The organism is Rhodococcus sp. NPDC059969 (assembly GCF_042738325.1).
Classification (GTDB): domain Bacteria; phylum Actinomycetota; class Actinomycetes; order Mycobacteriales; family Mycobacteriaceae; genus Rhodococcus_F.
The window spans coordinates 339698-360707 of record NZ_JBHWUF010000003.1 but is presented as its reverse complement, the minus strand read 5'-3'; the positions used below and the strand labels follow the sequence as shown (position 1 = coordinate 360707).

At 64.1% G+C, this 21010-nt stretch carries 21 protein-coding genes; 20 read left to right on the top strand and 1 reads right to left on the bottom strand.

Features of this window, described 5'->3' with window-relative positions; all coding sequences use genetic code 11:
• Nucleotide 1 precedes the first annotated feature (1 nt).
• The 9 genes from ruvX to aroQ all read left to right on the top strand — a co-directional run bounded on the left by ruvX (nucleotide 2) and on the right by aroQ (nucleotide 7700).
• On the top strand, nucleotides 2–535 hold the full coding sequence (gene ruvX / locus ACFWAD_RS13165; protein WP_378544378.1) for a Holliday junction resolvase RuvX: 534 nt from the start codon (nucleotides 2–4) through the stop codon (nucleotides 533–535).
• Nucleotides 532–1842: an endolytic transglycosylase MltG gene (mltG, locus tag ACFWAD_RS13160; protein ID WP_378533172.1), complete on the top strand. Its 1311-nt coding sequence runs from the start codon at nucleotides 532–534 to the stop codon at nucleotides 1840–1842. Before ruvX ends, mltG begins: the two co-directional genes overlap by 4 nt.
• The gene (locus ACFWAD_RS13155; RefSeq protein ID WP_378544375.1) at nucleotides 1832–2671 is read left to right on the top strand and encodes a shikimate dehydrogenase; all 840 of its coding nucleotides are present in this window, start codon (nucleotides 1832–1834) and stop codon (nucleotides 2669–2671) included. Before mltG ends, ACFWAD_RS13155 begins: the two co-directional genes overlap by 11 nt.
• Nucleotides 2672–2760: 89 nt before the next feature.
• On the top strand, nucleotides 2761–3393 hold the full coding sequence (locus ACFWAD_RS13150; protein ID WP_378544372.1) for a prepilin peptidase: 633 nt from the start codon (nucleotides 2761–2763) through the stop codon (nucleotides 3391–3393).
• 226 nt (nucleotides 3394–3619) lie between these two features.
• The gene (locus ACFWAD_RS13145; protein WP_378445936.1) at nucleotides 3620–4318 is read left to right on the top strand and encodes a S1 family peptidase; all 699 of its coding nucleotides are present in this window, start codon (nucleotides 3620–3622) and stop codon (nucleotides 4316–4318) included.
• Nucleotides 4319–4429: 111 nt separating this feature from the next.
• On the top strand, nucleotides 4430–5617 hold the full coding sequence (gene aroC, locus ACFWAD_RS13140) for a chorismate synthase (RefSeq protein ID WP_003944974.1): 1188 nt from the start codon (nucleotides 4430–4432) through the stop codon (nucleotides 5615–5617).
• A gap of 13 nt (nucleotides 5618–5630) precedes the next feature.
• On the top strand, nucleotides 5631–6140 hold the full coding sequence (locus ACFWAD_RS13135; protein WP_230815531.1) for a shikimate kinase: 510 nt from the start codon (nucleotides 5631–5633) through the stop codon (nucleotides 6138–6140).
• Nucleotides 6141–6165: 25 nt separating this feature from the next.
• Nucleotides 6166–7275: a 3-dehydroquinate synthase gene (gene aroB / locus ACFWAD_RS13130; RefSeq protein ID WP_283304619.1), complete on the top strand. Its 1110-nt coding sequence runs from the start codon at nucleotides 6166–6168 to the stop codon at nucleotides 7273–7275.
• Nucleotides 7272–7700: a type II 3-dehydroquinate dehydratase gene (gene aroQ / locus ACFWAD_RS13125; RefSeq protein WP_378544369.1), complete on the top strand. Its 429-nt coding sequence runs from the start codon at nucleotides 7272–7274 to the stop codon at nucleotides 7698–7700. The genes aroB and aroQ overlap by 4 nt, the downstream gene beginning before the upstream one ends.
• An 87-nt stretch (nucleotides 7701–7787) precedes the next feature.
• Here aroQ and ACFWAD_RS13120 read toward each other — a convergent pair whose 3' ends face one another.
• A complete protein-coding gene (locus tag ACFWAD_RS13120) occupies nucleotides 7788–8396 on the bottom strand; it encodes a B-4DMT family transporter (RefSeq protein WP_230815534.1) in 609 nt (202 codons plus the stop codon).
• A gap of 111 nt (nucleotides 8397–8507) precedes the next feature.
• On the opposite strand from ACFWAD_RS13120, the gene ACFWAD_RS13115 reads away from it, so the two are divergent.
• The 11 genes from ACFWAD_RS13115 (at nucleotide 8508) to ACFWAD_RS13065 (ending at nucleotide 20997) form a co-directional block, all read left to right on the top strand.
• Nucleotides 8508–9602 carry a M24 family metallopeptidase gene (locus ACFWAD_RS13115; protein ID WP_378544366.1) on the top strand — a complete coding sequence of 365 codons (1095 nt, stop codon included), beginning with the start codon at nucleotides 8508–8510 and terminating at the stop codon, nucleotides 9600–9602.
• 34 nt (nucleotides 9603–9636) lie between these two features.
• A complete protein-coding gene (gene efp, locus ACFWAD_RS13110; RefSeq protein WP_230815536.1) occupies nucleotides 9637–10200 on the top strand; it encodes an elongation factor P in 564 nt (187 codons plus the stop codon).
• Complete coding sequence (gene nusB, locus ACFWAD_RS13105) at nucleotides 10201–10698, top strand: transcription antitermination factor NusB (RefSeq protein ID WP_214886555.1); 498 nt, start codon at nucleotides 10201–10203, stop codon at nucleotides 10696–10698.
• Between the two features lie 206 nt (nucleotides 10699–10904).
• A complete protein-coding gene (pyrR, locus tag ACFWAD_RS13100; RefSeq protein ID WP_230815537.1) occupies nucleotides 10905–11546 on the top strand; it encodes a bifunctional pyr operon transcriptional regulator/uracil phosphoribosyltransferase PyrR in 642 nt (213 codons plus the stop codon).
• A complete protein-coding gene (locus tag ACFWAD_RS13095; RefSeq protein WP_230815538.1) occupies nucleotides 11543–12487 on the top strand; it encodes an aspartate carbamoyltransferase catalytic subunit in 945 nt (314 codons plus the stop codon). The genes pyrR and ACFWAD_RS13095 overlap by 4 nt, the downstream gene beginning before the upstream one ends.
• A gap of 26 nt (nucleotides 12488–12513) precedes the next feature.
• On the top strand, nucleotides 12514–13821 hold the full coding sequence (locus ACFWAD_RS13090; protein ID WP_378544361.1) for a dihydroorotase: 1308 nt from the start codon (nucleotides 12514–12516) through the stop codon (nucleotides 13819–13821).
• A 6-nt stretch (nucleotides 13822–13827) separates the two neighbouring features.
• On the top strand, nucleotides 13828–14394 hold the full coding sequence (locus tag ACFWAD_RS13085) for a transporter (protein ID WP_378544358.1): 567 nt from the start codon (nucleotides 13828–13830) through the stop codon (nucleotides 14392–14394).
• Nucleotides 14391–15566 (top strand): glutamine-hydrolyzing carbamoyl-phosphate synthase small subunit, encoded by a 1176-nt coding sequence (gene carA / locus ACFWAD_RS13080; protein ID WP_378544355.1) that lies wholly within the window; start codon nucleotides 14391–14393, stop codon nucleotides 15564–15566. Before ACFWAD_RS13085 ends, carA begins: the two co-directional genes overlap by 4 nt.
• A complete protein-coding gene (gene carB, locus ACFWAD_RS13075; RefSeq protein WP_378544351.1) occupies nucleotides 15566–18922 on the top strand; it encodes a carbamoyl-phosphate synthase large subunit in 3357 nt (1118 codons plus the stop codon). Before carA ends, carB begins: the two co-directional genes overlap by 1 nt.
• Nucleotides 18919–19740, top strand: coding sequence for an orotidine-5'-phosphate decarboxylase (pyrF, locus tag ACFWAD_RS13070; protein ID WP_378544347.1), 822 nt, complete (start codon nucleotides 18919–18921; stop codon nucleotides 19738–19740). Before carB ends, pyrF begins: the two co-directional genes overlap by 4 nt.
• Nucleotides 19741–19797: 57 nt before the next feature.
• Nucleotides 19798–20997 carry a glycosyltransferase 87 family protein gene (locus ACFWAD_RS13065; protein WP_378533156.1) on the top strand — a complete coding sequence of 400 codons (1200 nt, stop codon included), beginning with the start codon at nucleotides 19798–19800 and terminating at the stop codon, nucleotides 20995–20997.
• Nucleotides 20998–21010: the final 13 nt, after the last annotated feature.

Sequence of the window (21010 nt, the reverse complement as noted above, 5' to 3'; positions counted from 1 at the left end):
GGTGGTGGCTACGCAGCAGGGTCCCGATCGCCCCGGCATCGACGACCCTGGTCGCGGGCGGCGCATCGCCGTCGACGTCGGCAGTGTTCGCATCGGCGTCGCGTCCAGCGACCCCGACGGCATCCTCGCGACACCGGTGGAAACGGTTCCACGCTCGAAGGAGCGTGGGCCCGACGCGCCGGATATCCGGCGCATTATCGACATCGTGTCCGAATACGAGGCCGTGGAGGTTATCGTCGGACTGCCACAGACGCTGCGCGGTGAGCAAGGTAAAGCCGCCGGTATCGCGACTGCATTCGCCAAACGACTGCAGCGGGCCGTCGAACCGATCCCGGTGAGACTGTCCGACGAACGACTGACGACTGTCACGGCTGCGCGCAATCTCCGCGAAAGTGGAGTCAAGGCACGCGGTCAGCGGCCGATGATCGATCAGGCTGCGGCGGTGGAAATCCTGCAAGGCTGGCTGGACGAGCGGAGTAGAGCTGTGAAACCAGGGGAGTCGTCGAAGGACGCTGCACTGGAGGGCGATCTGTGAACGCGCGGTGGGATGAGGGCGGCGGAAGCCGGCCCACCAGTTCGTTCGACTTCGACAACGACGAGACAATGGTCATGCGTGCGCTGCCGCAGAACATCGATCCGCCGCACATGTCGCGAGCCGAGGCACGCAAGCAACGCGAAGCGCGCAACAAGCGCGCCAAGCGAGGCAAGAAGGTCGGTGTTCTCGCCCTACTGGTGTTGGTGATCGCAGTCCTCGGTGTCGGTGCATACGGCGCACTCTGGTACATGGATCGCAACAAGGCCGCAGAGGATTTTGCCGGCCCCGGCGGCGCACCCGTGGTCATCCAGATCAACAGTGGAGAAACCGCATCGGAAATCGGTGCGACGCTCGAGGCGAAGAACGTCGTCGCGAGTTCCGCTGCTTTCTACAACGCGGCGATCGCCAATCCGTCGGAGATCCAGAAGGTGCAACCCGGCTTCTACCAGGTGCCGGTGCAGAGTAGCGCCGCGAGCGCACTCGACACCTTGGTTGCCCCGGACTCCCGCGTCGGCAGTGTTGTCATCGCCGAGGGGCGTCAGCTGCACGACAGTTCGGATGCGCAGACGGGCTCGCTCAAGAAGGGCATCTACAACCTCATTTCCGAGGCGAGTTGTGTCGGCCCGGTTTCCGCTCAGAAATGCGTATCGACAGATGAATTGAACACTGCGGGAGCATCTTCCGATCTGGCTTCGCTCGGCGTCCCGGACTGGGCCATGTCTTCGGTCAAGAGCGTGCCGGACAAGGATCGTCAGCTGGAAGGTTTGATCGCCGCCAGCAGTTGGGATTTCGACCCGACTGCGACGCCCACCGAGATCTTGCGTGCGTTGGTCGAGGGCAGTGCCGCCAAGTACGAGGCCACCGGGATTCTGACAGCCGGAAGCGGCGTCGGAATGTCGCCGTACCAGTTGTTGGTGGCAGCGTCGTTGGTCGAGCGTGAGGCATTGCCTGGCGACATGGCCAAGGTCGCGCGAGTGATCGTCAACCGACTCGCAGTCGATCAGCCGTTGCAATTCGACTCCACGGTCAACTACTCACTCGACACCACCGAGGTCGCCACCACGGATGCCGACCGTGAGCGCGTCACTCCCTGGAACACGTACGCGATGCCCGGCCTGCCCGCGACGCCCATCGCTTCGCCGAGCATCGACGCTCTCAAGGCCGTGGAATCCCCGGCAGACGGTGACTGGTTGTACTTCGTCACGATCAACAAGGAAGGCCAGACGCTCTTCACCAAGAGTTACGAAGAGCATCTCGCCAACATCGAACTGGCACAGCAAAGTGGGATTCTCGACAGTGGACGGTAGTACCGCGGCAACACTCGAGACGCCGCGTAAGGCAGCTGTTCTCGGAAGTCCGATTGCTCACTCGAAGTCGCCGTTGCTGCACCTTGCGGCGTACGAGGCTTTGGGCCTGAGCGATTGGACCTACGAGAGGATCGAGTGCACCGGCGAGCAGTTGCCTGCCCTCGTGGATTCACTCGGCCCCGAATGGGTCGGACTCTCCGTGACGATGCCCGGCAAGATCGCGGCACTCGAGTACGCCACCGAACGCACACCGCGGGCGGTGACCATCGGCTCGGCCAACACCTTGGTTCGCATCGACGGCGGTTGGCGTGCCGACTGCACGGACGTCGACGGAGTCAGTGGTGCCCTGATCGCCGGCGGTGTCGGCGATCTGAGCGGGAGTTCGGCGGTAGTTGTCGGCGCGGGCGGCACCGCGCGGCCGGCACTGGTCGCGTTGGCCGACATGGGAGTTCGGGCAGTCACCGTGGTCGCACGTGATCCGGGACGCGCATCCGGTGCCATCGAATGTGGTGGCGCTGTCGGGTTGGACGTTGATCTGGTTACGTTCGACGACGCACGGCTCGGTGGGATCTGCGCCGAATCCTCGGTCTTGGTCAGTACTGTTCCCGCAGATGCGGCAACGCCCTCCGCCCAGCAATTGGGGAAGGCGCGGTTTGTCCTCGACGCGATCTACAACCCCTGGCCGACGCCACTCGCTTCGGCTGTCGAGGCGGCTGGTGGCACGGTGATCGGTGGCCTCGAGATGTTGCTCAATCAGGCCTTCGGACAGGTCGAGCAGTTCACGGGCAAGCCCGCTCCGCGAGAGGCCATGGCAGCCGCTATCGCCTAGCTCTGTTCACAGGGCCCAGGTAGTCCACAAGACGATTCGTAGTCTGCCGCTGGTGAACGCCAGACCCCATGCTCGAAACCATGTGGACAATGGTGGTCTTGGCAGGCGCTGGGGTCGTCGCAGGTGCCTGCGCTCGGGCGATCGCCGACAGTTGGTTGCGGCGACACGGTTATCGACCAGTCACGACTCGCTGGTGTGCGCCGCAGTGCGCCGTCGCAACAGGTTGGGTTGTCGTCGGTGTGCTGAATACTTCAGTGGTGCAGCTAATTTCAGGTCTCGCTGTGGTGTGGTGGTGCATTGCGATCTCGACTGTCGACCTGGCTGTGCGCCGGCTGCCCAACAGTTTCACCTTGCCGGGTCACGCAGTCGTGATGGTCTACGCGACGGTGTCGGGAACGGTGTGGGCAGCCGCGATGGGATCGGTACTGCTCGCCGGAATCCACCTCCTGGCGCACGTGATGTCGCCTCGTTCCATGGGTCTCGGCGATGTGAAGCTCTCTCTTCCGCTGGGTGGACTGACCGGATTGGTGGGAGCGGACGCCTGGCTGTGGTCGTTGGCCTCCGCGTCGGTACTGACCGCAGCCCTGGGTATCGTGCTCGAACTTCGACGAAGACTCGAACGTCGAAATTCCGGCCCGGTAGCCCACAATTCGCCCATCGCGCACGGACCCTCGATGTGCCTGGCAGCATGCGGTTCGATTGCGTTTGCCTGGTGGACGTGACGAGCGCAACGTTCACGATGAAGGCTCGCGTCATTGAGGATTCAACGACGGATCGTGATCTGCAGGAAAGACGTAACCGTCGGTTTCATTTGTTCGGGTATCGTAAGCGCGCAGTCCCAGTATGCGGCGCGTCGGACTTGCCGAATGTCCCCACACTGTCGTTCACTGTGGTTTCGGAAATGGGACAAAACGAATCTCGTTTCGCACTCGATTATCGGGGGAACCTATGCGCACAAGGCTTTTCGTCGCTGCGGCAGCCTGTTTGGCGGCTGTGGCTGCAGGGGCAGGCGTCGCCGGCGCCGCGCCTGCACCATCTTCGGTGGCTCTGGGCGGGGGCTCAGGAATCCTGCTGCCGGACGTGGATCACTCCGATCCCGACCGAGTTGCGGCGTGCACGTTGACCGCGGTCGGCTATGACAACGCCGGTTCGCTCGTGGCACTCACCGCCGGACACTGCGGAGTTGTCGGGGACCGGGTGTTCGCCGAATACCTGCCCGAAGCTGGTCCTATCGGCCGATTCACCTACTCGAGTCCGGTCTCGGACATCGCCGTCATCGATCTCGACGACGCAAAGGTCGCTCCGCTGCGTACCGTCGGCGGAACGACGATCAACGGTATCGGCGCCCCGCCTGCACCGGGCACGATCGTGTGCAAGGAAGGCCGTTCGACCGGCAACACGTGCGGTATCACCTGGGGCTACGACTCCGTCTACGGAGAGATCGTCGAGCACACGTGCTCGATTCCCGGTGACTCCGGTGGACCACTCGTCGTCGGCGATCGCCTGGTGGGCTTGATCAGCAACGGTTTTGCGCCGTACTGCTTCGAGCCGCTCCCGCCGCCGTTCCATGCTCCCGACAACTCGGCGGACATCAACATCGGATTGGCTGACATCAACGCCAACGGTGGAGGATTCCGCCTTCTCTAGACCCACAGGTACTGCTGAGATGGCCCACACGCATCATGTGTGTGGGCCATCTGTGTTCACCTGGAGGGCCACTGTGACAACTGAGGTCTGCGACGTGGAAAGATGGTCGGCGTGCTGCGTTGGATAACTGCCGGAGAATCCCATGGTCCCGCCCTCGTCGCGATGCTCGAGGGCATGGTCGCGGGGGTCGAAGTGACCTCTGAGGCCATCTCGTCCGAACTTGCCCGTCGTCGACTCGGTTACGGCCGTGGCGCGCGGATGAAGTTCGAGGCCGACAAGGTCACCATCATCGGCGGTGTCCGCCACGGATTTACGCTCGGTGGCCCCGTGGCCATCGAAATCGGCAACACCGAGTGGCCCAAGTGGGAAACCATCATGTCCGCCGACCCGGTCGACCCGGACCTGCTGGCCGATCAGGCTCGCAATGCCCCGCTGACGCGCCCGCGTCCCGGTCACGCCGATTACAGCGGCATGCTCAAGTACGGCTTCAACGACGCGCGTCCCGTCCTCGAGCGCGCCAGCGCTCGCGAGACCGCAGCTCGGGTAGCCGCCGGAACCGTTGCACGGTCGTTCCTGCGTCAGGTATTCGGTGCCGAGGTCGTCTCACACGTCATTTCCATCGGTGCTTCCGAGCCTTACGTCGGTCCCGTGCCGGAGGGCAAGGATCTGGACGCGATCGACGCGAGCCCGGTCCGCGCATTCGACAAGGCCGCCGAAGAGTCGATGATCGCCGAAATCGAATCGGCCAAGAAGGACGGCGACACCCTCGGCGGCGTCGTCGAGGTCGTCATCCACGGCCTGCCGGTCGGACTCGGCACTTTCGTCAGTGGCGCCGAGCGCCTTGATTCGCGACTTGCCGCTGCCCTCATGGGAATTCAGGCCATCAAGGGTGTCGAGGTCGGTGACGGTTTCGAAACCGCGCGTCGTCGTGGCAGCGAGGCTCACGACGAAATCCGTCCGGGCCCGGACGGCATCGTGCGCTCCACCAACCGCGCAGGCGGTATCGAAGGCGGCATGACCAACGGTGAGGCTCTGCGAGTTCGCGCCGCGATGAAGCCGATCTCGACGGTTCCGCGCGCTCTGGCGACGGTCGACATGGAGAGCGGCGAAGAGGCCGTGGCCATCCACCAGCGCAGTGACGTGTGCGCGGTTCCGGCCGCCGGCGTCGTCGCCGAGTCGATGGTTGCACTTGTCGTCGCTCAGGCCGCACTCGAAAAGTTCGGTGGTGATTCCATTGCTGAAACCACTGCCAACTACCGTCGTTACGCCGAGGGCATCGCAGCCCGACCGCCTCGATAGGACTCACGTATCGATGAAGCCGAAGGCTGTACTCATCGGTCCGCCCGGCGCCGGCAAATCGACCATCGGTCGACGCCTTGCGCAGGCCCTCGAACTCGAATTGGTCGATACAGACGCCGAGATCGAACGGACCACGGGTAGGACCATTCCGGAGATCTTCACCCACGACGGAGAGCCTCGGTTTCGTGAGATCGAGGAAGCGGTGGTCCGCGACGCGTTGCAGGCCACCGACGGAATCGTCTCGCTCGGCGGTGGTGCGATCCTCTCCGATCGCACCCGCGAGTTGCTTCAGGGACACACGGTCATCTACCTGGAGATCAGTGTCGCCGAAGGGCTTCGCCGCACGGGGGCGAACAATCATCGTCCGCTGCTGGCCGGTGGAGATCCCAAGGTCAAGTACCAGGAGCTGATGAGGCGCCGTCGTCCCTTGTACCGGCGTTCGGCCACTATTCGGATTCGGACCGACGGCCGCAGTCCGGCGCGTGTCGTCGGGCAATTGGTGTCGAAACTTCAAGACAAATGAACAACCGGAGCGGAGTAGTGGAGCAGTGACCGAACCCGTACGTGTAGAGGTGAAGACCGCAAGTCCCTACCCGGTCGTGATCGGCCGCGGCCTGCTCGGCGATCTTGTTGCCGAGTTCGACGGCGCGCGCACTGTCGCGATCTTCCATCAGCCGCCGCTCGCAGAGACAGCGGAGGCAGTACGGGCTGCGTTGGCGGAGAAGGGAATCGACGCTCACCGTATCGAAATTCCCGACGCCGAAGACGGTAAAGATCTTGCCGTCGCCGGCTTCTGCTGGGACGTACTCGGCCGGATCGGTCTGACTCGCAGCGACGCGATCATGAGTTTGGGCGGGGGAGCGGCGACCGACCTCACCGGCTTCGTGGCAGCCACCTGGATGCGCGGCGTCAAGGTTGTCCACGTGCCGACCACGTTGCTCGCGATGGTCGACGCAGCGGTGGGCGGCAAAACCGGTATCAACACCGAAGCGGGCAAGAACCTCGTCGGTTCGTTCCACGAACCCGGAGCGGTGTTCATCGATCTCGCGACGCTCGAGACGGTGCCGCACAACGAGATCGTTGCCGGCATGGCCGAGGTCATCAAGACCGGATTCATTGCCGACCCGGTGATCTTGGACCTGATCGAAGCCGATCCCAAAGCGGCTCTCGATCCGTCGGGAACTGTTCTGCCCGAGCTGATTCGGCGTTCCGTCGAGGTCAAGGCCAAGGTCGTGGCCGCGGATCTGCGCGAATCAGATCTGCGCGAAATCCTGAATTACGGCCACACGCTCGGCCACGCGATCGAACGTCGTGAGCGGTACAAGTGGCGCCACGGTGCCGCTGTCTCCGTCGGCCTGGTCTTCGCAGCCGAACTCGGACGGCTCGCCGGTCGACTCGACGACGCCACCGCGGATCGTCACAAGTCGATCCTCGACCTCGTCGGCCTGCCGACGTCGTACGACGGTGACGCGTTCGGTGACCTGCTCAAGGGAATGCAGACCGACAAGAAGAACCGTGCCGGGCTGCTTCGTTTCGTGGTCCTCGACGGACTGGCCAAGCCGGGCCGCCTCGAAGGACCGGATCCGAGCTTGTTGGTCGCGGCGTACTCCGCGATTGCCCGCGATCCGAGGCCGGCCGGCGGAACGGTTCTGTTGTGAGGATCAACGTCGTCAACGGACCCAATCTGGGGCGTCTGGGTAAGCGTCAGCCCGAGGTCTACGGGGCGACTACACACGACGATCTGATCGAATTGTGTGTCGCGGCGGGCAAGGATCTCGGCGTCGAGGTGATCGTTCGTCAGAGCGATCACGAAGGTGATCTGCTCGGCTGGATCCACGACGCAGCCGACGCGGGGGAACCGGTGATTCTCAACGCCGGTGGCTTGACCCACACATCGGTGGTCCTGCGCGATGCGTGTGCCGAACTGACCACCGGACTGGTCGAGGTGCACATTTCGAACGTTCATGCGCGGGAAGAGTTTCGGCACCATTCCTACCTGAGCCCGATCGCGACCGGTGTGATCGTCGGACTCGGCGTCGCCGCGTATCCGCTGGCGATCAGGTTCCTCGCCGAGCGGGGCTGACCGAAGCGAAGTCGAAAGTACAGCCACACGAATGCGGCCCCGAGGAAAATTTCCTCGGGGCCGCATTCGGTTGTGTAGACGGTGGCGTTACTGCTCGCGCTTGCCCAGATCGATCGCCGGGAAGACCGCGGTATCGGCGTCGGATTCCTCGACGGACATGGCGGCTCCGCTGTATGCGTGCTGCTCGGTGGGGGAGTCGTAGCCCTCGCTGACAGGTACTGGTTCGCGATGACGCTCGTGGGTCGGGGTCTGCGGAGCTGTTCCGTTCTTGCGCTGTTCACGGCTGACGAAGAAGCGTCCGACGGTGATGGCGACCATGGCGGGGACGAAGATGAGAAGGATCGTGAACGCCGCACCAGAGGTCACCTCGAAGAACAAGCCCTGCTGGGTCAGCTCGAGGGAGGGGACCAGGCTGAGTGCCCAGCTGGCAGCGCCGGCGACGAATCCGCCGACGAGTGCAGCCTTGAGCCACAGCATGGTCAGGTCGGCGCCGTCTTCGGGTTCGGGGAAGTCTCGGCGGTCACGAATGCCGTCGATACCACCCCAGATCGCGGCGAAGACGATGACGATCAACAGGGACAGCCAGCGCAGGGTGGACCCCTGAAGTGGCCACTGTGCGATTGCTGCACCGAGCAACGCACGAAACACAACATGTATCAGGGCCATGCCGAGGCCACGTACCAACCACGCGTTCATGGGTACAGCCTAACTAGAACCCATTACACCTTGTGGCCTAACCCACACTTATTGCTGTAACCGTGAGTTTCGAGTTGATCGGCAGGTCTGCGCGGGCGGTAGGTTCGAGGGATGCCGGTCGACTTCAGAACACGCCGTGAATCCCTCAGACGCCTCCTCGCGGAGCGCGAACTCGACGCGATTCTCGTCACAGATCTCCTCAACATCAGATACCTCACCGGATTCACCGGTTCGAATGCGGCGCTCGTCGTCAGTGCGTCCGATTCAGCGTCCGACGAGCGCGCGACGGTGATCTGCACCGACGGTCGCTACGTGACGCAGGTGGCGGAGCAGGTGCCGGACCTTCGTGCCGAAATCGCCCGTTCGAGTGCTGCGCACTTGATCGAGACGTCCACGGTGCCCGTTCTCGCGTTCGAGTCTCATGTGGCGACATTCGCCGAACATCGGGCATGGACCGAGGCAGCGCCGAAGATCAGGTTCGAACCGGTGAGCGGACTTGTCGAACAATTGCGCATGGTCAAGGACGAGCACGAGGTGGAGTTGTTGCGCGCCGCGTGCACCGCAGCCGATGTCGCGTTGGCGCAGTTGATCGCTCGCGGTGGCCTGCGACCTGGCCGAACGGAACGAGAGGTCGGCCGCGAGCTGGAAAACCTGATGCTCGACAACGGCGCAGACGGTATCTCCTTCGAGACGATCGTGGCTGCCGGTGCCAACTCGGCAATTCCCCATCACCGGCCGACCGGCGCGATTCTTGCGTTGGGAGACTTCGTCAAACTCGACTTCGGAGCTCAGGTCGGCGGGTATCACTCCGACATGACCCGGACCTACGTGCTCGAGTCCGTTTCCGATTGGCAACGGGAGATTTACGAGCTCGTCGCGCGTTCGCAAGCTGCCGGTTGCGACGCTCTCGCTCCGGGTGTCGAATGCGCGGCAGTCGACGCCGCTGCCCGTGCGGTGATCGACGATGCAGGCTACGGCGAGTTGTTCCTGCATGGCCTCGGCCACGGTGTGGGCCTCGAAATCCACGAAGCACCGGGGATCGGCAAGCTCGGCACCGGTACACTTCTTTCCGGCGCGGCGGTGACCGTCGAGCCGGGCGTGTACTTCTCCGGGCGCGGAGGTGTACGGATCGAGGACACGCTCGTTGTTCGTGAGCAGGGGCCAGAGCTGCTCACACTGACCGCAAAAGACCTTACCGTCGTCTGAGACGGTTTCCCGACCCCTAGGAGACGCGAAGCAAGTGGCTTCCACCAGTGATTTCAAGAATGGTCTGGTTCTGCAGATCGAAGGCCAGCTGTGGACGATCATCGAGTTCCAGCACGTCAAGCCCGGCAAGGGCCCTGCCTTCGTGCGCACCAAGCTCAAGAACGTGCTCTCGGGCAAGGTAGTGGACAAGACGTTCAACGCCGGTGTGAAGGTCGAGACCGCCACGGTCGACCGTCGTGACATGACCTACCTGTACCACGACGGCAGCGACTACATCTTCATGGACGGCGACACCTACGACCAGGTGTCGATCAGCGAAGCCACCGTCGGCGACCAGTCGCGTTTCCTGCTCGAGAACATGGCAGTCCAGGTCGCTACCCACGAAGACGTCCCCCTCTTCGTTGAGCTTCCGGTCACCGTCGAGCTCGTCGTCAAGCACACCGATCCCGGCCTGCAGGGCGACCGCTCCACCGGCGGCACCAAGCCTGCCACCCTCGAGACCGGTGCCGAGATCAACGTCCCGCTCTTCATCAACACCGGTGACAAGCTCAAGGTCGATTCCCGTGACGGCAACTACCTCGGGCGTGTGAATTCCTGAGTGTCCGGCACACATAAGAAACTCGGTGCACGCCACAAGGCGCGCAAGCGTGCTGTCGACTTCCTCTTCGAAGCCGAAGCACGTGACCTCGATCCGGTCGCACTCGCATCGGAGCGTTCAGACCTGGCCGTCAAGGACGATGCGGTAGCGCCCGTCGCGGCCTACACCGTCACGTTGGTCTCCGGAGTTGCGGAGAACCTGGATCGCATCGATCAGGTCATCTCCTCGCATCTGCAGGATTGGACGCTCGAGCGTCTGCCTGCCGTGGACCGCGCGATTCTGCGTATCGCCGTGTGGGAGCTCTTCCACGCGACGGACGTTCCGCCGGTTGTCGCTGTGGACGAGGCTGTCGAACTCGCGAAGCAGCTTTCGACGGACGACTCTCCGGGATTCGTCAACGGAATCCTCGGGCAGGTCGTTCTCGTTGCGCCGCAGGTTCGATCGGCTGCAGCTGCGACATCTCAGCGCGCGCAGGAATCGGATTCGGGTACCGAGTAGCAAGTTTTGTTCCACCACCCGCCGTGCGAGTCGCGCGAGTGTCACAGTGCGAGTCGCACAGGTGTCACAGTGCGAGTTGTGTGTCTGCACACAACCGGTTCGAGTGACTGCTCGCACGGCGGGATCAGGTCTGTCGGCTGATAGGGTGGGGACCGTCAGACATCCTTTAACGATCCGTCCAGTGAGGCGGAGAAGGAGGTCGCTGCATGAGCGTGCCCGAAGGGTCTCGCCCATCCGATCTTGCAGGTCCAGATAACGCGAAGGCGCCCGCCGGTGCCGAGGCAAGTAGCGAGACCCGCGAATTGTTGTCCGCCCAGGATGTGGGCAGGACCATCGCGCGGATCGCTCACGAGATCATCGAGAAAACCGCACTCGACGGACCAGAGGGAACAGCCCCGCGTGTAGTCCTGATCGGTATCCCGACGCGCGGCACTACTCTCGCCACGCGACTGCGGGCCAAGATCGAAGAATTCTCCGGTGTGCGTCTTCCCATCGGATCTCTCGACATCACGCTCTACCGGGATGATCTCCGGAACAAGCCGCACCGCCCGCTCGAGCGAACGTCCGTCCCTGAAGGCGGCGTAGACAATGCGCTGGTCGTTCTCGTGGACGACGTCCTCTTCTCCGGTCGCACCGTGCGCTCCGCCCTCGATGCGTTGCGTGATCTCGGCCGCCCCCGTGCGGTGCAACTCGCCGTGTTGGTCGATCGCGGTCACCGTGAACTGCCGCTGCGCGCCGACTACGTCGGCAAGAACGTCCCGACTGCGAGGTCCGAGGACGTCAAGGTTCTCCTCCAGGAGCACGACGGCAGGGAAGCGGTAGTCATCTCCGGAGGTAAGAGCGCGTGAAGCACCTTCTTTCCATCGCGGACCTCAATCGTGAATCCGCGGTAGAACTTCTCGACGAGGCAGAACGGTTCGAGCAGGCGCTTCTGGGACGCGAGGTACGCAAACTCCCGACGCTGCGCGGACGCACGGTCATGACGGTGTTCTTCGAGAACTCGACGCGCACCCGGGTGTCTTTCGAGGTGGCGGGCAAGTGGATGAGTGCCGACGTCATCAACGTCAGCGCGTCCAGTTCCTCGGTGTCCAAGGGTGAATCCCTGCGCGATACGGCGATGACCTTGCGCGCGGCCGGTGCCGACGCACTCATCGTGCGCCACCCGGCGTCGGGCGCCGCCCATCAGATCGCCAAGTGGACCGGAGCGGCCGACGACGGTGGCCCGGCAGTCATCAACGCGGGTGACGGCACCCATGAGCATCCCACCCAGGCGCTTCTCGACGCTCTGACCCTCCGCCAGCGTCTCGGCGACATCGAGGGCAAGCGGATCGCCATCGTCGGCGACATTCTGCACAGTCGTGTGGCGCGCTCCAATGCGCTGCTGCTCTCGATGCTCGGCGCCGAGGTCGTACTTGTTGCCCCTCCGACGCTGCTGCCGGTCGGGGCGCACACGTGGCCGGTCACGGTCTCGCATTCACTCGACGCCGAACTACCCGGCCTCGACGCGGTGCTGATGCTCCGTGTTCAAGCCGAGCGCATGAACGGCGGCTTTTTCCCGTCGCAGCGCGAGTACTCGATCAACTACGGCCTGTCCGAGAAGCGACTGGCGATGCTGGCCGATCATGCGGTGGTCTTGCACCCCGGACCGATGCTGCGCGGCATGGAGATCGCATCCGCCGTCGCCGATTCCTCGAAAACTGCTGTACTGCAACAGGTTACCAACGGTGTGCACATGCGCATGGCTGTCTTGTTCCGACTTCTGGTCGGTTCAGAGGACGGTGCGCTGTGACGAGAAACGAGAACGGAGAATCACCCGTGAGTGTCCTGCTCCGCGGAGTCCTGATCTACGGAGAAGGGGAGCCCACCGACGTACTCGTCGGCGAGGGCACCATCCTCGAGATCGGCGTGAACCTCGATCCGGCCACGGCGTCCGAGGTGATCGACGCCGGCGGGCAGATCCTGCTTCCCGGCTTCGTGGACCTGCACACACATCTGCGTGAGCCCGGTCGCGAGGATACCGAGACCATCGAAACCGGCAGCTCGGCAGCCGCTCTGGGTGGATACACCGCGGTCTTCGCGATGGCCAACACGAGTCCTGTCGCCGATTCGGTGGTCATCACCGATCATGTGTGGCGACGTGGGCAGGAAGTCGGCCTCGTCGACGTCCACCCCGTCGGCGCAGTCACAGCGGGCCTCGAAGGCAAGCAACTCGCCGAGATGGCGACCATGGCGGCCGGCGTCGGCAAGGTCAAGATGTTCTCCGACGACGGTCACTGCGTCTACGACCCACTGATCATGCGTCGCGCGCTCGAATACTCCAGCTCGCTGGGCGTTCTGATCGCGCAGCACGCCGAAGAGCCGCGCCTGACGGTCGGTGCGGTTGCGCACGAGGGTCCCACCGCTGCACGTCTCGGCCTGGCCGGGTGGCCGCGAGCAGCCGAAGAATCGATCGTCGCACGCGACGCACTGCTCGCGCGTGACGCCGGTGCCCGCGTTCACATCTGCCACGCATCCACCGCCGGAACCGTCGAACTCGTGAAGTGGGCTCGCAGCCAAGGGATTTCGATCACCGCCGAGGTCACGCCGCATCACCTGCTCCTCGACGATTCACGTCTCGAGACGTACGACGCGATCAACAAGGTCAACCCTCCTTTGCGTGAGGCCAGCGATGTTGCTGCCCTGCGCAAGGGACTGGCCGAGGGCATCATCGACTGCGTCGCGACCGACCATGCTCCGCACGCCGAGCAGGACAAGTGCTGCGAATTCGCAGCTGCTCGCCCCGGAATGCTCGGCCTCGAGACATCGCTCTCGATCATCGTCGAGACGATGGTTCAGCCTGGCCTGCTGGACTGGCGCGGCGTTGCCCGGGTTATGAGCGAGCGCCCCGCGGCAATCGTCGGCCTCGACGATCAGGGCCGTCCCATCGAGGTGGGGGAGCCCGCGAACCTGACATTGGTCGATCCTTCGGCCGAGTGGACGGTCCACGGTCCCGACCTGGCGAGTGTCGCGCATAACACTCCGTACGAGTCGATGACATTGCCCGCTCGGGTCACGACCACACTGTTACGTGGCCGCATCACCGCACACGACGGGAATGTGCGGCTGCGAAGTAGCGAGGAGTAGCGCGTCATGGACAGAGCACTGTGGATCATCGGTCTGGCGATCTTCTGGGTCGCGATGATCGGCCTGATGTACGTCGGCTGGCGTGGACGCGCTCGACGCCAGAAAGACAAGATCGGCGAGTTGCCGACGGTACCGGCAACCCTGGGTGAACTGCTCGTCCTGCCGACCACCGGCCTGTACGTCGGCAGCACCATTGCGCCCAGCTGGCAGGACCGCATCGCCGTCGGCGACCTCGGTTTCCGCGCCACCTGCGAGATCAGCCGCTACAGCGGCGGAATTCTCGTCGAGCGTGACGGTGCGTCGGCGATCTGGATCCCGGAGAAGTCGATCCGCGCGATCCGCACGGAGAACGGTCTTGCCGGCAAGGTCATGAGCAAGGACGGCGTCCTGGTGATTCGCTGGGAATTGCCGAGTGGAAGCGAGATCGACACGGGCGTGCGCGGTGACGACAAGACGGTTTATCCGGACTGGGTCAAGCCGGTAACTGCTTCGAACAAGACCGCTTCGAACAAGACGAATGACAATGAAGACGCAAGCTCTGGCGACATCGAGCAGAACGGAAAGAACGCATGAGCGGCTTTGACAACAGCCCCGCAGTACTGGTCCTCGAAGACGGACGGGTGTTCCGCGGAACCACCTTCGGTGCGGTTGGACAGACCCTGGGCGAAGCGGTGTTCAGCACCGGCATGACCGGCTACCAGGAAACGCTCACCGATCCCAGTTACCACCGCCAGATCGTGGTCTCCACCGCGCCGCAGATCGGCAACACCGGCTGGAACGACGAAGACGACGAGTCAGTCGGACCGACCGGCGAGCGTGCCGGCGCCAAGATCTGGGTCGCCGGCTACGTGGTCCGCGATCCTTCTCGGGTTACTTCGAGCTGGCGTGCAACGGGCTCGCTGCAGGCCAAGCTCGAAGAGCAGGGAATTGTCGGAATCGCCGGTATCGACACCCGCGCCCTCGTTCGCCATCTGCGCACCCGCGGCTCGATGAAGGCCGGTGTCTTCTCGGGTGAGGCAATCGCCGCCGATGACGAACTGGTCCGACGGGTTCAGGATCAGCCGACCATGCTCGGCGCCGATCTTGCCGGTGAGGTCAGCACCACCAGCGGCTACGTCGTCGAGCCGAAGGGCGGGGAGGCGCTGTACACCGTTGCCGCCATCGACCTCGGTATCAAGACCAACACCCCGCGCATGTTCGCCGAGCGTGGCATCCGCGTGCACGTGCTGCCGTCGAACGCGAGCCTCGAGCAGATTCTCGACCTGAAGGCAGACGGAGTGTTCCTCTCCAACGGTCCCGGCGACCCGGCCACTGCCGATGGCGCCGTCCACCTCACCAAAGAGGTCATCGGGCAGGGCTTGCCGCTGTTCGGTATCTGCTTCGGCAACCAGATCCTGGGCCGCGCCCTCGGCCTGAGCACGTACAAGATGAAGTTCGGCCACCGCGGCATCAACATCCCGGTGATCGAGCATCAGACGGGTCGCATCGCGATCACCGCGCAGAACCACGGCTTCGCGCTCGAAGGCGAAGCCGGTCAGGAATTCGACACACCGTTCGGTCGCGCCGTGGTCAGCCACACCTGCGCAAACGACGGAGCCGTCGAAGGTGTTCGCCTGCTGGACGATTCTGCCTTCTCGGTGCAGTACCACCCGGAAGCCGCAGCCGGACCGCACGACGCTGCGTATCTCTTCGACCGCTTCACCAGCCTGCTCTCCGCACGGAAAGAAACCGGAGTCAAGAACTAATGCCACGCCGTACAGATCTCAAGCACATCCTGGTAATCGGCTCCGGTCCGATCGTCATCGGTCAGGCCTGCGAGTTCGACTACTCGGGCACCCAGGCCTGCCGCGTCCTCCAGGAGGAGGGCCTGCGCGTCAGCCTGGTCAACTCCAACCCCGCCACCATCATGACGGACCCCGAGTTCGCCGACGCCACGTACGTCGAGCCGATCACGGCCGAGTTCCTCGAGAAGGTCATCGCCAAGGAAGCCTTGCAGGGCAACAAGATCGACGCCGTCCTCGCGACGCTCGGTGGTCAGACTGCTCTCAACGCCGCAGTGGCGCTGCACGAGCAGGGAATCCTCGAGAAGTACGACGTCGAACTCATCGGCGCCGATTTCGACGCCATCCAGCGCGGCGAGGATCGCCAGAAGTTCAAGGACATCGTTGCCAAGGTCGGCGGCGAATCCGCCAAGTCGGCCGTCTGCTACACGATGGACGAAGTACACGCCACGGTTGCCGAACTCGGTTACCCGGTTGTCGTGCGCCCGTCCTTCACCATGGGTGGCCTCGGTTCCGGCATGGCGTACGACGTCGACGATCTCAACCGGATCGCCGGTGGCGGTCTGGCTGCTTCGCCGACAGCGAACGTCCTGATCGAGGAATCCATCCTCGGTTGGAAGGAATACGAACTCGAACTCATGCGTGACAGTCGCGACAACGTCGTGATCGTCTGCTCCATCGAGAACGTCGACCCCGTCGGTGTCCACACCGGCGACAGCGTCACGGTCGCTCCGGCGATGACGCTGACCGACCGCGAGTACCAGGCGATGCGCGACCTCTCCATCGACATCCTGCGTGAGGTGGGCGTCGACACCGGCGGCTGCAACATCCAGTTCGCGATGGACCCGGCCGACGGCCGCCTGGTTGTCATCGAGATGAACCCGCGCGTGTCCCGCTCTTCGGCTCTGGCGTCCAAGGCGACCGGCTACCCGATCGCGAAGATGGCCGCCAAGCTGGCCATCGGCTACACGCTCGACGAGATCGTCAACGACATCACCAAGGAAACCCCGGCCTGCTTCGAGCCGACACTCGACTACGTCGTCGTCAAGGCTCCGCGGTTCGCTTTCGAGAAGTTCCCGGGTGCCGACGGAACACTGACCACCACGATGAAGTCGGTGGGCGAGGCCATGAGCATCGGCCGCAACTTCACCGAGGCATTCGGCAAGGTCATGCGCTCGCTCGAGACCAAGCGTGCGGGGTATTGGACCGGGGCCGACGTCGAGGCGGAGAGCCTGGACGCACTGCTCGCCGATCTGAGCGTTCCGCAGGACGGCCGCATGTACGGCATCGAGAAGGCATTCGCCCTCGGCGCAACTGTCGAGCAGCTCTTCGACGCCACCAAGATCGATCCGTGGTTCCTCGACCAGTTCCAGCAGATTCACGAGCTCGGTGAAAAGCTGCGCGCTGCAGAGTCTTTCGACGAGGCTTCCCTGCGTCAGGCCAAGTACCACGGCATCTCGGACCGCCAGATCGCGGCTCTGCGCCCCGAACTCGGTGGTGACACGCACGCAGGTGAGGACGCCGTTCGCGCTCTGCGTGATCAGCTGGGCGTGCGCCCCGTCTACAAGACCGTCGACACCTGCGCCGCAGAGTTCGAGGCCAAGACGCCGTACCACTACTCGACCTACGAGCTCGACCCCAACGCCGAGTCCGAAGTTGCTCCGCAGACCGAACGACCCAAGGTTCTGATCCTCGGATCCGGCCCCAACCGCATCGGTCAGGGCATCGAGTTCGACTACTCGTGTGTCCACGCGGCGCAGACGCTGTCCGAAGCCGGGTACGAGACCGTCATGGTCAACTGCAACCCCGAGACCGTCTCGACGGACTACGACACCGCTGATCGCCTGTACTTCGAGCCGCTCACGTTCGAGGACGTCTTCGAGGTCTACCGCGCGGAGGCGCAGTCGGGCACCGTTGCCGGCGTCATCGTTCAGCTCGGCGGCCAGACCCCGCTCGGATTGGCGAAGCGTCTCGAAGCTGCCGGTGTCCCCATCGTGGGAACCAGCCCCGCAGCCATCGACCTGGCCGAGGACCGCGGCGAATTCGGTCGCGTGCTGACCGAAGCCGGTCTGCCCGCACCGAAGTTCGGTACCGCCACCACGTTCGACGGCGCCCGCGAGATCGCAGCCGGTATCGGCTACCCGGTGCTGGTGCGTCCGTCGTACGTGCTCGGTGGTCGCGGCATGGAGATCGTGTACGACGAGGCTTCCCTCGCCGACTACATCTCGCGTGCCACGGAGATCTCCGACGACCGCCCGGTTCTGGTCGACCGTTTCCTCGAAGACGCAGTCGAGATCGACGTCGACGCTCTGTGCGACGGCACCGAGGTGTATCTCGGCGGCGTCATGGAGCACATCGAGGAAGCCGGCATTCACTCCGGCGACTCGGCGTGTGCGCTCCCGCCCATCACCCTGGGCCGTGCGGATCTCGAAAACGTCCGTCGTTCCACCGAGGCTCTCGCGAAGGGAATCGGCGTCAAGGGTCTGCTCAACGTCCAGTACGCCCTCAAGGACGACATCCTCTACGTGCTGGAAGCGAACCCCCGCGCCAGCCGCACGGTTCCGTTCGTGTCCAAGGCGACGGCCGTGCAGCTGGCCAAGGCTTGTGCCCGCGTCATGCTCGGCGAATCCATCGCCGAGCTGCGCGCAAGCGGCATCCTGCCGGCCACCGGCGACGGTGGAAACACCCCGGCCGGTGCACCGATCGCGGTCAAGGAAGCTGTGTTGCCGTTCAACCGCTTCCGCCGCGCCGACGGTACCGGCGTGGATACCTTGCTCAGCCCGGAGATGAAGTCCACCGGTGAGGTCATGGGAATCGACTTCGACTTCGGTACGGCTTTTGCCAAGTCGCAGACCGCTGCCTACGGATCGTTGCCCACCACGGGCGCGGTGTTCGTCTCGGTCGCCAACAAGGACAAGCGTTCGCTGATCTTCCCGGTCAAGCGCCTGGCAGATCTCGGATTCACCATCCTTGCTACTGAGGGAACCGCAGATGTGTTGCGGCGCAACGGTATCGAGTGCAAGCAGGTCTACAAGCAGTCGGGTGAAGATGTTCCCGCCGGCGCCGAGACCATCGTCGACCAGATCCGCAGCGGTGAAGTCGCCATGGTCATCAACACGCCGTACGGCAACAACGGCCCGCGCGTCGACGGCTACGAGATCCGAAGCGCAGCAGTCGCGTCGAACATCCCGTGCATCACGACGGTCCAGGGCGCCTCGGCGGCCGTGCAGGGCATCGAAGCGGCCATCCGCGGCGACATCGGAGTTCACTCGCTGCAGGAACTGCACGCAGGTCTTCGTCAGCCGGCACAGCAGTCGTGAGTCACAGTTGGGGGCATCGTCTCCGGTCCGCGATCGCGGACCGGGGGCGGCTGTGCGTCGGTATCGACCCGCATCCCGCGCTTCTCGACGCGTGGGGACTGCCACGCACGGCTGAAGGCCTCGAGACTTTCGCCGAGATCTGCGTCGAGGCGTTCACCGGTGAGGTGGGGCTCGTCAAACCTCAGGTTGCGTTTTTCGAGGCGTACGGCAGCGCCGGATTCGCCGTCTTGGAGCGGACCATTTCGGTCCTTCGCGATGCGGGAACGCTTGTCGTCGCGGACGCCAAGCGTGGTGACATCGGGTCGACCATGGACGCGTACGCGCAAGCCTGGTTGGGCGATTCGCCGTTGACCTCCGACTCGGTCACCGTCTCGCCGTACCTGGGGTTCGGGGCGCTGGCTCCCACACTCGAACTGGCAAGACAGAACGCACGCGGGATCTTCGTGCTGGCACGAACGTCCAATCCCGAAGGTGGCGTACTTCAACAGTCGTCGGCCGACGGTGTGAGTGTGGCTCAGTCGATCGTCAACGCTGCGGTCGACGCGAACGCAGACGGCCGCGACACCGTCGGACTCGTGGTCGGTGCCACTCGGGACCACGGACTTGACCTGTCCGACTTCAGCGGCCCGATTCTCGCTCCGGGGCTCGGCGCGCAGGGCGCGACGGCAGCGGATCTCGCAGACATCTTCGCGGGATCGACGGAACTCCTGCTGCCGAACACTTCCCGTGGAGTGCTCCAGCACGGCCCTTCGGTATCGGCACTTCGGGAGGCAGCAATGCGTGACCGGGACGAGATCGAAGCCGCATTGGCGAACTGATCCGTGAGTGACCTCGAGGCTCGTTCGAGCGGTGGAACCCGGTGGTACCGTCCGTCGGTGAATCGTTGGTGGCGGATCGGACTTCTCATCGCGGCGTGTGCGCTGCTGGCCACCGGGTTCCAATCCGTCACCGGCGTACACGGCGACGATCTCGCCGTGTACCGGACGGCGGGCCAAGCCGTCCTCGACGGCTCGAACCTGTACGACGAGTCGTTCAACGCGAGATTGCCGTTCACGTATCCGCCTTTTGCTGCGCTCGTCGCCGTTCCGGTCGCCTTGGGTTCCTGGGGTGCGGTCCAGTGGGGATGGAGTTTCGTCAGCCTCCTGATGCTGGCCGCGATCATCGTGCTCAGCTATCGCGAAGTCCCGTTCACACGTCGGCGGCCCGTCGTCGTCTACGTGGGTTTCCTGGTCCTGTGGACGGTGGCATCGCCGATCTCCGATCACCTCGGGTACGGGCAGGTCGGATTGTTCCTGACGCTCCTGTGCCTGGTCGACGTGCTGGCTCGGCCACGGTGGATTCCCGAAGGTGTGCTGGTGGGGATCGCCGGGGCGGTCAAACTGGTGCCACTCGTCTACATCGGCTACTACGTGATCACCGGGCGTTGGAAAGCAGTTGCGGGCGGCCTCGCCGGCTTCCTGGGCGCCACGGCGCTCGGCTTTGCCGTTCTCCCGCGCCAGACGATCGACTACTTCGGTGACATCGCCTCACTCTCGGGGCGCGTCGCGGTCGGTGACCCGTCCGTGTTCGGCAACCAGTCCGTGCGTGGGATGGCCTTGCGGCTACTTCCCGAGGGCCTGGTGGGTCCAGCATGGCTCTTCGCCTGTGCAGTGTTGGGTGTCCTCGGAATCGTCGCAACGCGGCGTGCTCAGCGCCTGCGGGGTGACCTTGCCGGTTTCACGGTGGTGGCTCTGCTGGCGGCGATCGTGACGCCCATTGCCTGGACCCACCATTTCGTGTGGTTGGTGCCTGCGGTGGGCGTGCTCCTGGTGCCGATCAAGTCGGGCATGGGGGAGGACACTCGATCGGTGCCCGTGTGGTCTTGGATCGCGATCGCCCTCACCGCTGCCGTCGTGCTGTTTCGACTTCCTCGCGTCGGCGCGGACATGGATGTCCCGGTCTTCGGCTTCGTTCTGGAGAATTCATTGCTCTGGGCGAGTCTCGCGGTGGTTCTCGCTCTGGCTGCCCCCGGCGTGAGCCGCACCGAACCCGAGACGGTCGACGCCGACGATCCGAAATCGTCGCTGCAGACCTGAAAACAGGCCGCGA

Bases quoted from the DNA above. Each gene is read 5' to 3' on its own strand.
- carA (WP_378544355.1), top strand. From the start codon at position 14,391: ATGAGCGGCTTTGACAACAGCCCCGCAGTACTGGTCCTCGAAGACGGA.
- ACFWAD_RS13115 (WP_378544366.1), top strand. From the start codon at position 8,508: ATGCCGGTCGACTTCAGAACACGCCGTGAATCCCTCAGACGCCTCCTC.
- ACFWAD_RS13120 (WP_230815534.1), bottom strand. From the start codon at position 8,396: ATGAACGCGTGGTTGGTACGTGGCCTCGGCATGGCCCTGATACATGTT.
- ACFWAD_RS13150 (WP_378544372.1), top strand. From the start codon at position 2,761: ATGGTGGTCTTGGCAGGCGCTGGGGTCGTCGCAGGTGCCTGCGCTCGG.
- pyrR (WP_230815537.1), top strand. From the start codon at position 10,905: ATGAGCGTGCCCGAAGGGTCTCGCCCATCCGATCTTGCAGGTCCAGAT.
- carB (WP_378544351.1), top strand. From the start codon at position 15,566: ATGCCACGCCGTACAGATCTCAAGCACATCCTGGTAATCGGCTCCGGT.
- ACFWAD_RS13145 (WP_378445936.1), top strand. From the start codon at position 3,620: ATGCGCACAAGGCTTTTCGTCGCTGCGGCAGCCTGTTTGGCGGCTGTG.
- ACFWAD_RS13135 (WP_230815531.1), top strand. From the start codon at position 5,631: ATGAAGCCGAAGGCTGTACTCATCGGTCCGCCCGGCGCCGGCAAATCG.
- ACFWAD_RS13085 (WP_378544358.1), top strand. From the start codon at position 13,828: ATGGACAGAGCACTGTGGATCATCGGTCTGGCGATCTTCTGGGTCGCG.